The sequence below is a fragment of the Deltaproteobacteria bacterium genome (assembly GCA_020848905.1).
GTDB lineage: Bacteria > Myxococcota_A > Polyangia.
In genome coordinates, this window is record JADLHG010000056.1 from 150,875 (window position 1) to 163,298 (window position 12,424).

At 68.5% G+C, this 12,424-nt stretch carries 13 protein-coding genes; 11 read left to right on the forward strand and 2 right to left on the reverse strand.

Annotated features, from left to right (window positions below; all coding sequences use genetic code 11):
- The first annotated feature begins 287 nt into the window (after positions 1-287).
- The 5 genes from IT371_24045 to rodA all read left to right on the forward strand — a co-directional run bounded on the left by IT371_24045 (position 288) and on the right by rodA (position 5,850).
- Positions 288-1,322, forward strand: coding sequence for a rod shape-determining protein (locus tag IT371_24045; protein MCC6750750.1), 1,035 nt, complete (start codon positions 288-290; stop codon positions 1,320-1,322).
- A 104-nt stretch (positions 1,323-1,426) separates the two neighbouring features.
- Entirely contained in the window at positions 1,427-2,272 is an 846-nt protein-coding gene (locus tag IT371_24050; GenBank protein MCC6750751.1) for a rod shape-determining protein MreC, read from the forward strand.
- A 22-nt stretch (positions 2,273-2,294) separates the two neighbouring features.
- Positions 2,295-2,864 (forward strand): hypothetical protein, encoded by a 570-nt coding sequence (locus IT371_24055; protein ID MCC6750752.1) that lies wholly within the window; start codon positions 2,295-2,297, stop codon positions 2,862-2,864.
- 17 nt (positions 2,865-2,881) lie between these two features.
- The gene (gene mrdA, locus IT371_24060) at positions 2,882-4,759 is read left to right on the forward strand and encodes a penicillin-binding protein 2 (protein MCC6750753.1); all 1,878 of its coding nucleotides are present in this window, start codon (positions 2,882-2,884) and stop codon (positions 4,757-4,759) included.
- Complete coding sequence (rodA, locus tag IT371_24065) at positions 4,756-5,850, forward strand: rod shape-determining protein RodA (protein ID MCC6750754.1); 1,095 nt, start codon at positions 4,756-4,758, stop codon at positions 5,848-5,850. The genes mrdA and rodA overlap by 4 nt, the downstream gene beginning before the upstream one ends.
- A 9-nt stretch (positions 5,851-5,859) precedes the next feature.
- Here the strand turns inward: rodA and IT371_24070 are convergent, their stop codons facing one another.
- The gene (locus IT371_24070) at positions 5,860-6,192 is read right to left on the reverse strand and encodes a thiol reductase thioredoxin (protein ID MCC6750755.1); all 333 of its coding nucleotides are present in this window, start codon (positions 6,190-6,192) and stop codon (positions 5,860-5,862) included.
- A gap of 148 nt (positions 6,193-6,340) precedes the next feature.
- On the opposite strand from IT371_24070, the gene IT371_24075 reads away from it, so the two are divergent.
- The 4 genes from IT371_24075 to hemC are packed head-to-tail and all read left to right on the forward strand — an operon-like array spanning position 6,341 to position 9,719.
- Entirely contained in the window at positions 6,341-6,634 is a 294-nt protein-coding gene (locus IT371_24075; GenBank protein ID MCC6750756.1) for a hypothetical protein, read from the forward strand.
- A 3-nt stretch (positions 6,635-6,637) separates the two neighbouring features.
- On the forward strand, positions 6,638-7,432 hold the full coding sequence (ccsA, locus tag IT371_24080; protein ID MCC6750757.1) for a cytochrome c biogenesis protein CcsA: 795 nt from the start codon (positions 6,638-6,640) through the stop codon (positions 7,430-7,432).
- Positions 7,432-8,787 (forward strand): glutamyl-tRNA reductase, encoded by a 1,356-nt coding sequence (locus tag IT371_24085; protein MCC6750758.1) that lies wholly within the window; start codon positions 7,432-7,434, stop codon positions 8,785-8,787. The genes ccsA and IT371_24085 overlap by 1 nt, the downstream gene beginning before the upstream one ends.
- Positions 8,784-9,719: a hydroxymethylbilane synthase gene (hemC, locus tag IT371_24090; GenBank protein ID MCC6750759.1), complete on the forward strand. Its 936-nt coding sequence runs from the start codon at positions 8,784-8,786 to the stop codon at positions 9,717-9,719. Before IT371_24085 ends, hemC begins: the two co-directional genes overlap by 4 nt.
- On the opposite strand, the gene IT371_24095 is transcribed toward hemC, so the two are convergent.
- Positions 9,692-9,952, reverse strand: coding sequence for a DUF4911 domain-containing protein (locus IT371_24095; protein MCC6750760.1), 261 nt, complete (start codon positions 9,950-9,952; stop codon positions 9,692-9,694). The two genes, hemC and IT371_24095, sit on opposite strands and share 28 nt — an antisense overlap.
- Positions 9,953-10,159: 207 nt before the next feature.
- On the opposite strand from IT371_24095, the gene ybgF reads away from it, so the two are divergent.
- A complete protein-coding gene (ybgF, locus tag IT371_24100; GenBank protein MCC6750761.1) occupies positions 10,160-11,110 on the forward strand; it encodes a tol-pal system protein YbgF in 951 nt (316 codons plus the stop codon).
- Between the two features lie 13 nt (positions 11,111-11,123).
- Positions 11,124-12,401, forward strand: coding sequence for a LysM peptidoglycan-binding domain-containing protein (locus IT371_24105; GenBank protein MCC6750762.1), 1,278 nt, complete (start codon positions 11,124-11,126; stop codon positions 12,399-12,401).
- Positions 12,402-12,424: the final 23 nt, after the last annotated feature.

Consider the following 12,424-nt stretch of genomic DNA (forward strand, 5'->3'; position numbering starts at 1 on the left):
CCCCGTCGAGAAGGGCTGCGAGAATGGCCGCACTTCTCGAGGTGCCCGGCCACCGGAGGACGCAACTTACCAGAAGCGTTACGGGGGTTCAACGCAGCAGGGTGCCGGGGCCGTCAATCGTGGAGATGTTGCGCATAACAATTCAAAAATAAATGGCTTTCGTTCTTGATGGGCCTCGGACTCCGTCCTTGTCAGGGCGAGGGGGAAGTGCTAATAGAGTTGGCCCGGCTCGGCCCGGGCGCTGTTCGCACTCTACAGACGCTCCTCTAGCCTGCAACGGATCCAAGATGCTGTTCGACTGGGTCTACGGCCTCTTCTCCAACGACATGGCCATCGATTTGGGGACGGCCACTACCCTGACCTATGTGAAGGATCGGGGGATTGTCGCGCACGAGCCCTCCGTCGTGGCGGTGCAGAAGAATGGCAACGGCACGAGCCGGGTGCTGGCGGTGGGTCACGAGGCCAAGGAGATGCTGGGCCGCACGCCGGGAAACATCGTGGCCATCCGTCCCATGAAGGACGGCGTGATCGCCGACTTCGAGGTGACCGAGGCCATGCTTCGGTATTTCATCACGCGAGCCCACAAGCGAAAGACCCTCGTCCGCCCGCGCATCATCATCTGTGTTCCCTCGGGGATTACCGAGGTGGAGAAGCGGGCCGTGCGGGACTCGGCTCTGGCAGCGAGCGCGCGCGAGGTCTACCTGATCGAGGAGCCGATGGCGGCGGCGATCGGCGCGGGGCTGCCCATCACGGAACCCAGCGGTAACATGGTGGTGGACATCGGCGGAGGCACCACGGAGGTCGCGGTCATCTCTCTCGCCGGAATCGTCTACTGCAAGTCCGTGCGCGTGGCCGGCGACAAGATGGACGAGGCGATCATTCAACACATGAAGCGCAAGTACAACCTCCTCATCGGAGAGCGTACCGCCGAGCAGATCAAGAAGACCGTGGGCAACGCCTATCCGCCCGAGAATCTCCTGACCATCGACGTGAAGGGACGGGACATCGTGGCCGGGGTGCCCAAGACCATCACGACCAACTCGGACGAGATCCGAGAGGCGCTCGCCGAGCCTATCAATGCGATTGTCGAAGCAGTTCGTGTGGTGCTGGAGCGCACGCCCCCCGAGCTGAGCGCCGACATCGTGGACAAGGGGATCGTGCTCACAGGAGGCGGATCGCAGCTTCGGAACCTCGACGTGCTGCTCCGCGAAGAGACGGGTCTGCCCGTGATGCTCTGCGACAACCCCGAGTGCGCCGTGGTGCTGGGCACCGGCAAGGCCCTCGATGAGCTCAAGCTGCTCAAGGAAGTGACGATCCACTGAGTCCGTTGCCGGGACCCGAGAGGGATGCGCCCCCAGGGGACCTCGTGGAGCTCGTCGGGTGACCCATGGTGATGCCGCGCAGGGTTCGAGATGTCCTCCTTTGCGTGACGCTGCTCGCCGTTCCGGTGCTCTTCCTGCAGGCCAATCTGAAGTCGCCGACCGACGTGAACGCGGTGGACCGGCTCGTGCTGCGGCTCTCGGCCCCGATCCAGGCGGCGGTGAGCGGGGCGGTGGGGGGGATCCAGCGCGGGTGGCGCCGCTACGTTTATCTCGTGGACCTGCAGGCGCAGAACGAGCGGCTGGCGCGAGATCTCACGCGATTGCGGCTCGAGCTGCAGGAAGCGCAGCGCAACGCGTCGCAGCTCGGGCGCTACGAGCGCATGCTCGCCTTTCGCGCGCAGCACGGCATCGAAACCGTCGGAGCGCGCGTCATCGGCCGGCAATCGTCGCCGTTCGCGCGGGCGCTCCGGTTGCGGCTGGATCGCGGCGCGCCGCAGCTGCGGTCCGGGCTCCCCGTGGTAACGGCCGACGGGGTCGTGGGGCGCGTGGGCAAGGTCTACGGTCCTTACTCGGAGGTGAGTCTCACCGTGGACCCGCGGAGCGCGATCGACGTGGTGATCCAGCGCACCGGCAGCCGAGGGATGCTGCGCGGCACCGACGGTGGCAGCGGTTATCGCTGCCGCATGGACTACCTGCTGCGCAAAGAGGAGGTGCGCGTGGGGGACCTGGTCGTGACGAGCGGCGTGGCGGGCGGGTTCCCGCGCGGGCTCCCCGTGGGTCGCATCTCCCGGGTGACCCAGCGGACCTACGGGCTCTACCAGGAGGTGGAGGTGACGCCGATGGTGGACTTCTCGAGCCTCGAGGACGTGCTGATCATCCTGGCGCCGCCCCCGCCCCCCGTCGCGCGGGCGGGCGGCGAAGCCGAGCCAGCCTCGGGCCTCCTGCCGTGACCGTGGCAGCGCGAGCCTCAGCATGAGTCGCCTCGTCTTCTACGCGCTGCTCAGCTTCCTCGCGCTCACGGCGCTGACGCCCATCTATCGCCTGTTCGGACTCGAGTCGGTGCAGGTGGACGTGCCGCTGCTGGTGGTCCTGCACCTGGCCTTCGTGGACCGACGGGGCGCGGGCCAGATGGCGCAGGGGACGCTCGGACGCTTCGGCGGGCGCCTGGATGGGGCGAGCGTGCTGTGCGTACTTCTCCTCGGATACCTCACGGACCTGCTTGGCGGCGGCATGAAGGGGATCCACCTCTTCTCGCTCGCCCTGGTCTATCTCGCCGGATGCATGCTGGCCCGCCAGGTGTACGTGGCCGGTGCGCTCTCGGCGGCCGTGATCGCGGCCTTCGCGTCGGTGGCGTCGTCGCTGACGGCGCTCGTCGTGCGTTGGGCCACCGGGGTCCCGCCGAGCCTCGGCGTCCTGACGGTCGTCCTCGGGCAAGCGGCGCTCACGGCGGTCTTCGCGCCGCCCCTGCTCAGGCTGCTCGCGTTCGGCGAGCAGCGGCTGAGCCGCAAGTCGGTGGAGCGGAGCACGCTCCAGCCGAGCTAGTCGCGGAGTAGCCTGGCATGATCCCACACGGCGAAATCCCCGAGTTCCGACAGCGCTACCGCTATCTGGTGGCGCTGGTGGGGGTGAGCTTCGCCATCCTGGTGGGGCGCCTCTGGCAGCTCCAGATCATCGACGGGGATCACTACCGGCGGCAGACCGAGGACAACTTCGTCCAGGAGACGCGCATTCCGACGGTTCGTGGCCTCATCCTGGACCGCAAGGGTCGCTCGCTGGTGGCCAACCGCCCCTCCTACGACGTCTACGTCACGCCCCGCTTCGCCACCGAGGCCAGCCTGGACCGCCTGATCCAGGAGCTGTCGCTCAACCCGGACGCGGCCGAGCTCCTCAAGCGACGCGTGCTGCAGGTCCGTGGCGTGGCGCGCTTCAACCCGAGGCTCGCCGTGCGGGACATCAGCCGGGACCAGCTCGCGCGCATCGAGACCAACCGGACCGCACTGGCGGGGGTGAGCGTCGAAGCCGTCGCCCATCGAAGCTACGCGCACGGGAATCTCGCCGCGCACGTGGTCGGCTACATGAACGAGGTCTCGCCACCGGAGCTGAAAAAGGACCGCGGCAAGACCTACCGTCCCGGCGACCTCGTCGGGCGGTTCGGGGTGGAGAGGATGTACGAGAACCACCTGCGCGGGGTCCCCGGACGCGAGCGCATCGTGGTGGACGCCAAGGGGATCCGAAAGGGGAGCGACGTCGCGGTGGACCTCCTCAAGGGAGAGCGCCGCGTGGAGCCCCAGCCCGGCCACAACATCGTGCTCACCATCGACGTGGAGCTGCAGCGGCTCGTGGAGCGCGCGCTCAATCAGTTCCCCGCCGGGGCGGCCGTGGTGCTCGAGGCCCAGACGGGCCGCGTGCTGGCGAGCGCCTCGCGCCCGGCCTTCGAGCCGAACCTCCTGACGGGGCGCCTCACCCCCGAGGAGGGGCGCCGGCTGATCAACGACCCCCATCGTCCGCTCATCGACAAGGTGGTGCAGGAGAACTACTTCCCGGGGTCTACCTACAAGGTCATCCCGGCGATCGCCGGGGTGGAGGAGAAGCTCATCACCTGGGACGACACCGTCCTGTGCAAGGGGTGGCACAGCTTCGGTCGGCGCAGCTTCCGCTGCGCGCACGTGCACAAAAAGGTCGATCTGCACGAGGCGATCGCGAGGTCGTGCAACGTCTACTTCTACACGCTCGCGGAGCAGGTCGGCATGGACGCGCTGGCTCGCTACGCGCGTCTCTTCGGCCTGGGAGCAGCCACCGGACTCGGCCTGAACGACGAGGTCGCGGGGCACATCCCGAGCAAGGCGTGGTACGCGGCCCAGAAGATCCCCTTTCGGCTCGGGTTCACGTTGAACGCGGGCATCGGGCAGGGGAACACCAAGGTGACGCCGATCCAGATCGCCACGCTCTACGCCGCCATCGCCAACGGCGGGACCCTGTACCTGCCACAGATCGTCGAGCGGATCGAAGACGGCAAGGGACTGGTCGTCCAGTCCTTCGCGCCGCGGGTGCGTCGCGTCGTTCCCGTCGCGGCGGCGACGCTCTCGCGGGTGCGAGCTGCCCTGCGCGGAGTGGTCGAGGACCCGGAAGGGACGGCGCGCGAGTCCCGGCTCGAGGAGGTGGCGGTGGCCGGGAAGACCGGGACGGCGCAGGTCACGCGGCGCTCCAACCAGGGCAAGACCATCTGGCTGGCGGACCATAGCTGGTTCGCCGCCTTCGCCCCCGCGGAGAAGCCGGAGATCGCCCTCGCGGTGCTGATCGAGCACGGCGGCAAGGCCGCCAAGGTGGCCGCGCCGGTGGCGATGGAGATCATTCGCGGGTACTTCAAGTACGTGGCCCCGAGGGGCGCCGCCCGTGGGCCGCAAGCCAGCTTGCCTGCGCCCGAGTCGGCCCCATGAAGGCGCTCTCCAAGCTGCGGCAGCATTTCGACTGGCCGCTCTTCCTGGCCATCTGCGTGCTCTGCGCGGTGGGCGTGGTGAACCTCTACTCGGCGACCTCGTCCACGCAGCTCACCCTGGTGCGTCAGCAACTGACCTGGATCGGTGTGGCGCTCGGCGTCTTCACCGTCACGACCCTCTTCGACTACCGGTTGCTCACGGGGCTGGCGTACCCGCTCTACGGGATCGGTGTGCTCCTGCTCCTGCTGGTGCTCGTTGTGGGCAAGAGCGTCAACGAGTCGCAGCGCTGGATCTTCATCGGGGGGCTCGGCCTTCAGCCCTCCGAGATCATGAAGCCCATCATGATCGTCGTGCTCGCCAAGTACCTCGCCGACGACCCGGTGACCGAAGGGGGATGGGTCAAGCACGTGGCCATCCCGATCCTGCTCGTGGGCGCGCCCATGGTGCTCGTGCTGAAGCAGCCCGACCTCGGTACGGCGATGATCATCTTCCTCATCTTCTTGTCCGTGCTCACGCTCATCAAGCTGAAGCTGCGCGCGATCCTTCTCCTCATGGCGGTGGCGCTCGTCTCCGCTCCGCTGGCCTGGCACTACCTCCTCAAGGGGTATCAGAAGCAGCGCATCTACACCTTCCTCAACCCGGAGCTCGATCCCGTCGGGGCCGGATGGCAGTCCCGGCAATCGGTCTTCGCCGTGGGGTCGGGCGGCTTCGTCGGCAAGGGCTACATGCAGGGGACGCAGAACCAGTTTCACTTCCTCCCCGAGCGGTGGACCGACTTCCCGTTCGCGGTCTGGGCGGAGGAGTGGGGATTCCTCGGGAGCGTGCTGCTCCTCGGGATCTACGTCTTCCTCGTCCTCTGGGCGGTGAAGATCGCGACCCAGGCGCGGGACCGCTTCGGTGCGGTCCTCTGCGTCGGAGTGGCCGCGCTCTACTTCTGGCACGTCGTGATCAGCGTGGGGATGGTGATCGGCATCGTGCCCGTGGTGGGAGTGACGCTGCCCTTCGTGAGCTACGGCGGGTCGTCGCTCGTCACGATGTTCTGCGCCACGGGGCTCTTGATGAACGTCGCCGTGCGGAAATCGTCGTTCTAGAGGGAGCCCCTAGAACCCCTTGCCGAGGAGGTCCACGATGCGAGCCCGGGGATGGGCGCCGATGAGCTGGCCGAGCACCTGTCCGCCCTTGAAGAGCAGCAGGGTCGGAATGCTGCGCACCTGGTACCTGGTCGGGACCTGGGGGTTGTGATCGATGTCCACCGTGCCGACGCGCAGCTTCCCCGTGTATTCGGTCGCCAGCTCCTCGACGAGCGAGTGGATCGCCTTGCAGGGGCCGCACCACTCCGCCGAGAGGTTGAGGAGAAATGGCGTGGAAGATTCGAGGACTTCCTTTTGGAAGTTTCCGTCTGTGATCTCGATGACGTTTCGTCCGCCGGCCATCGGGAGCTCCTTCGATTCGGATCGCCTGAGCATGGATAGCGGGTCTCGGGGCAAAGATCAATGGACGGTCGTCGACCCGCGGCAAGCGTGCGCGTATTGCACCTTCTTCGACGGCTTCGTACACTCTGTCGCCCGCAAAGGAGCGCGCATGACGCGACTTTTCGTCTCCCAGGAGCGGCTCGACGCGTGGGTGCTGGAGGGACAGGCCGAGCTCGAGGGAGCTCGCCTGACGGTGGAGGAGCGCTACGTACTGGAAATCTGCCCCGCAGTGCGCTTCTTGCGTGTTGCGGGAGGTGGGGCCGATCCGCATCAGCTCCTCGGGCGAGTGAAGACCGAGGCGCAGCTCCGGCAGATGCTGGCCGAGCACTACATGGATTCGGTTCTGGTGGGAGAGATCGGGTACGAGGTCCAACAGGGGTTCGTGGGCGAGTCCATGGCGTAGCGTATGGGTCTCTTCTACTATCTCACGGCGGCGCTCTACGCCCTGGCGGTCTGCGGGTTCCTCGCATCGCTTTCGATCTCGCACGACCGGCTGGTCGTCGCGGCGCGCATCGCGCTCGGGGCAGCCGCCCTCTCGCACTTCGTCACCATCGGCAATCACTGCATCGTCGGCCGCCACCCGCTTCTCGACACGAGCGGGGTGATCAGCCTCACTGCCTGGCTCCTCGCGCTCGGTTACCTCGTCGCGGCCTTCAAATGGCGTCTCGCGGTGGGGGGGGCGCTCGTGGCGCCGCTCAGCCTCGGGCTTCTCCTGGTGAGTGGGCTGACCTACCATTCGGGCGTCCTGGAGGTTCAGACGGTGGCGAAGACGCTCGGCAAGGTCCACCTCACCCTGGTCTCCGTCGGAGTGGCGGCCTTCGCGCTCGCGGCCACGGCCTCCGTGCTCTACCTGCTCCAGGACTCGGCGCTCAAGAGCCGACGCCTCGGCACCATCTTCCGGCGTATGCCGCCGTTGAACACGCTGGACTCGCTCGGCCGCGGCCTCACACTCGTAGGCTTTCCGACCTTCACGCTCGCGGTGTTGACCGGGTTCCTCTGGATGGCGCAGCTCCCCCGGCGCGGCGGACTTCGCGCCGAGTACGCCATCTCGGGGATCATATGGCTCATCTTCGCGTCACTCATCGTGGCCCGACTCACGGTGGGGCTGCGGGGCCGGCGGGCTGCGCTCCTGACGGTGATCGGTTTCGCGGCAACGGGCGCCGTGCTCCTCCTCTACGCGGGTCGGAGGGCCATCGGCTGATGCGGTTCGTCGTCGTCGGCTGCAATCATCGCACGGCTCCGCTCGCGCTGCGGGAACGGCTGGCGGTGCCGAAGGACCGCATCCCAGCGGCGCTGGACGAGCTGCGGGCGCTCGACGCCCTGTCGGAGGCGCTGCTCGTCAGCACCTGCAACCGCGTGGAGGTCTACGGCATCGGCGAATCGCCGCACGCGGCGCGCGAGGGGGTCCAGGGATTCCTCGCGCAGGTGGCGGGGGTGGACCCGGCGGAGATCGAGAGCGCCCTCTATCACTACGAAGACAACGAGGCACTGACGCACATCTTCCGCGTCACGGCGAGCCTCGACTCGATGGTGGTGGGCGAGGCGCAGGTGGCCGGCCAGGTGAAGGAGGCCTTCACGGCCGCCACCGAGGCGGGGCTCGCGGGGGCCCTGCTCGGGCGCTGCATGCAGCGCGCGTTTGCCGTGGCGAAGCGCGTGCGCACCGAAACGGGGGTGGCGCGACATCCGGCTTCCGTCAGCTCGGTGGCGGTGGACCTGGCAGATCGCGTTTTCGAGGACCTGGCGCGGGTCGCGGTGCTCGTGATCGGGGCCGGGGAGATGGCCGAGCTCGCGGTCAAGCACCTCAAGTCCCGCGGCGCGAGCAAGCTGCGGGTGTGCAACCGCAGCCTCGAGCGCGCCAAGACGCTGGCGATGGAGCTCGGCGGCGAGGCGGTTCCGTTCGACGGGCTGGCCGAGGCGCTGGTCTGGTCCGACGTGGTGGTCAGCTCGACGGGCAGCCCGCAGCCGATCATCCACCGCCCGCTGCTGGCCGAGGTGATGCGCAAGCGCAAGCAGAGATCGCTCTTCTTGCTCGACATCGCTGTGCCGCGGGACATCTCCTCCGAGGCTGGGCAGCTCGCCAACGTGTATCTGTTCACGGTGGACGACCTGGCCCAGATCGCCGAGGAAAATCTGAGCGCGCGTCGCACCGAGGCGGCCACGGCGGAACAGATCGTGGTATTCGAGGCGCTGCAGTTCAGGGAATGGCTGCGACGCCAGGAGGCGGTGCCGGTCATCAAGCAGCTCCGGCAGCGGTTCGTGGAGGTGGCGCGTCAGGAGGCGGAGCGGACGTTGCGGCTTCTGCACCTGTCGGGCGACGAACACCAGCACGCGCTGCAGGGTATGGCCGACGCGATCGTGAACAAGCTTCTGCACCAGCCGAGCGTGGAGCTCAAGCGCTTCGCCGCCGAGCCGAACGGGGTGGACCTCGCCGAGGCGACTCGGCGGCTGTTCGGCCTCGAGGGCGAGTCCGCTGGAGAGCGCCCCGCGAACCACGCACCGGAGCTCTCCGAGCGGTCCGAGACCCCGGCGTTGCGAAAGGAAGGAGGCACCGGGTGAGACGTCTCGTGATCGGAACGCGCGGGAGCGCGCTCGCACGCTGGCAGGCGGAGCACGTGGCCGCGAGGGTGCGCTCGCTTCCGTCGCGCCCCGAGGTGGAGCTGAAGATCATCCGTACGCAGGGAGACATCATCCTGGATGTGCCCCTGGCGCAGGTTGGCGGCAAGGGCCTCTTCGTGAAGGAGATCGAAGAGGCGCTGCTGCGGCGCGAGGTGGACCTCGCCGTGCATTCGATGAAGGACGTGCCCGCCGAGCTGCCCGAGGGACTCGGACTGACGGCGATCCCCGAACGCGAGGATCCCCGGGACGCGGTCATCGGCGCGGAAGGCGGGCTTGCGGCCCTTCCGCAGGGGGCGTGTGTCGGGACCTCGAGCTTGCGTCGCCGGTGTCAGCTCCTTGCGCTCCGGCCGGATCTGGCCGTGGACAACCTGCGCGGCAACGTAGACACGCGGCTGCGGAAGGTGGCCGACGGGCAATACGCGGCGATCATCCTGGCGGCGGCGGGGCTCACGCGACTCGGGTATCTGGACCGCGTGACGGAGTTCCTTCCGCTGGAGACGTGGCTGCCGGCGGTGGGGCAGGGGGCGCTGGGGATCGAGACCCGCTGCGAGGACGCCGAGCTCAACGGGTGGCTCGCGGCCCTGCATCACGAGCCGTCGGCCCGGTGCGTCCGCGCCGAACGCACCATGCTCGCCGCCCTCGAAGGGGGGTGCCAGGTGCCGATAGCCGGGTACGCCGAGGTCATGGGCGAGCGGTTGAAGCTGCGCGCGCTGGTCGGGCACCCGGAGGGGAGCCCCGTCTTTCACGCCGAGGCGGAGGGGCCGGCGGCCGACCCGGAGGCGCTCGGTAGCCGCGTGGCCGAGGAACTACTCGGTCGGGGGGCGCGGGCCGTGTTGGACGAAGTCTACGGCCGCGGCGTGCCGTCCGCCTGAGGCCAGTCCTCCGGTCTCGGAATGCGTACCAGCCGCAGCTCTCGACCGAGCGCGCAGCGCAGGGCCTCGGCTTCCTCCTCTTGCCCGGCGGGCACGACCCACTCCACCTCTGCGCGGCCCGGAAAGGACGTGACCTGCGCGAGCCCTTCGTACGACTCGACGACCGAGCGCACGTAGGCGATTTCCTGCGGCGCGAGCCGGAAGTACCAGCGTTCCTCGTGGAGCGTTCCCATGAGGCGGCATGATACGGATGCCCCCCGCTCCGCGACAAGCTCGGATTGGGGCCCCTTTTTTGCCTCGCTGCAGCACCCTTCCTATAATCGGGGCGCCGCCTGGGTGTGCGGAGGTACCACGCGATGACGCCTCGTCTGTCTTTCGTTGCAGTGTTCTCTGGATCCGTGGTGGCCGCTTGCGGGTGCGCATCCACCAGACCCGCCGACGTGAGCGGGCTGAAGCGCAACCTGGACGAACTCGCCCAGCGAGAGGCGACGAATCAGCAGCGGATCGAGGATCTCAGCAATCGGCTCTTTCTCCTCGAGGACAAGGTGGACACGAACCGCGTGGCCGTGGAACGGCGGGGGCAGAGCGGCCCTCGGCTCCCGGTGGTGCGCATCAAGCCCCAGGACGTCGAGCAGGCTGATGATGACTCCGAGCGGAGCTCGGCGGGACGGGGTGACGGTGCGGCGGGGCAGGACGAAGGGAGCGACGACGATGCCGCCCCCGCGCAGGAGGCCCTCCCCTCGCGTGGCGTCAGGCAGCGCGGCGCGGCGAACGGTCGGTCGGTCGTGTCGAACGAGGACGTCTACTACCGCGGGGCCGCGACGGGTGGTGGGCCGCGGCCGGTGCTCCGCATCTATGGAGCCGGAAGCGGGGGCGCCTCGGTGAGCGGGACTTCGGGGCCCGACCCCTCGACGGTGCGGGAGAAACTGCCGGCAGCGCCGCTCGCCAAGGCCAAGGTGCCTGTCGGGCCGGCGAGAGCGGCCAAGGCCCAGGCGCTGCCCGGCGCCGCGGCCGGGGCGCAGGCGATGCATGCCTACGGGCAGGCCCTGGATCTCTACAAGGCGGGTCGGCAGGCCGAGGCGGCCAAGGCCCTGCGCGCCTTCGTCGTGAAGCACGCCGGCCACGCCTACGCGGACAACGCGCTCTACTGGCTCGGCGAGTGTCACTACGACCTGAAGCAGTACCGGCAGGCACTGGACCTCTTTCGCAAGGTGGTGCAGCACCACCCGTCGGGGAACAAGGCCCCCGACGCCCTGCTCAAGATGGGCTACTGCTACATGAACCTGAACGAGCGCACCAACGCGCGGTCGGTCCTGGCTCAGGTCGTGGAGATCTATCCCCAGAGCAAGGTCGCGCGCCTCGCCTCGCACACCCTTTCCAAACTGCAGTGAAGGTGGAGGGACCGTGAAGCTACGTTACGTCCTCGTCTCCGCGTGTTTTCCGAGCCTGGCCCTGGCCCAGGGTGTCTCCGTCCCCTCGGCTCCGGTCGCGCCCCCCTCTTCGCCGGCGGTGTCCGCCCCCGGCACACCGACGGTGCCGGCCCAGCCCACGTCGCCCACTGACTTTCCGGCCGTGCCCCCCTCGGCCATGCCCGGCTACGGCAAGGCCGGGGCGGCGGAGGATGGCGAGGGGGCGGCGAAGGCGCGCGGCCCGGTGGGCTACGAGGGCGGAGACAACGTGGTGGAGGGAGCGGAGCCTTCCCTGTACGGCGGGCGGGAGCGCGGGGGGGCCGCCGCACGCCAGCTCCCGGCCTTCCACGTGGTACGCAAGGGCGACAGCCTGTGGAAGCTCTGCGATCACTACTACGGCGATCCCTGGGCGTGGCCGCAGCTCTGGGCGCACAACAAGACGATCACGAACCCCCACTGGATCTACCCGGGAGACCGCCTGCGCCTGATGGGGGGACAGGAGGGCGGTGGCGCGACGGCCAAGCGGGGCGACGGCATGGAGGTGATCCGCGCGGGCGATTCGCGCCGCTACGACCCGGGGCCGATCGTGCTGCACCAGACCGGCTTTGCGGATCCCGTGGAGCTCGAGCAGGCCGGACACATCGCGGGGTCGGCGGAGGAGCGCATCCTGCTCACGGCCCAGAGCGAGATCTACGTGAAGGGCGGAGCGCGATTTCGCCCGCAGGTAGGGCAGAGCTACTCGATCTACAAGGTTCGCGGCGAGCTGCGGGACAGCCGCGGCAAACAGAAGCTAGGGCATTTGGTGGAGATCCTGGGCACGGCGCGGGTGAAGCGCCTCAATCCGCAGGGCCTGGCCACCGCCGTGATCACGGAAGCCAACAACCCCATCGAGCGGGCTCACCTCGTGGGGCCCCTGCGCCGGACCTACCGCCAGCTTCCCGTCCGGGGGTCGGACAAGAACCTGGAGGCGCGGGTCGTGACGAGCATGCGGGACGGCAAGCACCTAGGGACCGACGAGCTGGTCTTCATCGACGCGGGCAGCAATCAAGGTGTGCAGGCCGGGCACCGCTTCCTCGTCGTGCGCCGCGGCGACGGATCGCGGAAGCTGCTCATGGACGAGGAGAAGGAGAAGGACGACAAGACCTACCCGATCGAGACGATTGCGGAGATCGGCGTGCTGGACGTGCGGCCCGGGGTCTCCATCGGCCTCGTCACGAGGGCGATCAAGGAACTCCGTCACGGAGACGCCGTGCGCCTGCGCCGAGGCTACTAACCGACCGAGGCGCCGCGCCTGCG

Excerpts from the sequence above, each read along its gene's own strand:
- IT371_24045 (MCC6750750.1), top strand. The coding sequence starts at position 288 with ATGCTGTTCGACTGGGTCTACGGCCTCTTCTCCAACGACATGGCCATC.
- IT371_24055 (MCC6750752.1), top strand. The coding sequence starts at position 2,295 with ATGAGTCGCCTCGTCTTCTACGCGCTGCTCAGCTTCCTCGCGCTCACG.
- mrdA (MCC6750753.1), top strand. The coding sequence starts at position 2,882 with ATGATCCCACACGGCGAAATCCCCGAGTTCCGACAGCGCTACCGCTAT.
- rodA (MCC6750754.1), top strand. The coding sequence starts at position 4,756 with ATGAAGGCGCTCTCCAAGCTGCGGCAGCATTTCGACTGGCCGCTCTTC.
- IT371_24070 (MCC6750755.1), bottom strand. The coding sequence starts at position 6,192 with ATGGCCGGCGGACGAAACGTCATCGAGATCACAGACGGAAACTTCCAA.
- IT371_24075 (MCC6750756.1), top strand. The coding sequence starts at position 6,341 with ATGACGCGACTTTTCGTCTCCCAGGAGCGGCTCGACGCGTGGGTGCTG.
- ccsA (MCC6750757.1), top strand. The coding sequence starts at position 6,638 with ATGGGTCTCTTCTACTATCTCACGGCGGCGCTCTACGCCCTGGCGGTC.
- IT371_24085 (MCC6750758.1), top strand. The coding sequence starts at position 7,432 with ATGCGGTTCGTCGTCGTCGGCTGCAATCATCGCACGGCTCCGCTCGCG.
- IT371_24095 (MCC6750760.1), bottom strand. The coding sequence starts at position 9,952 with ATGGGAACGCTCCACGAGGAACGCTGGTACTTCCGGCTCGCGCCGCAG.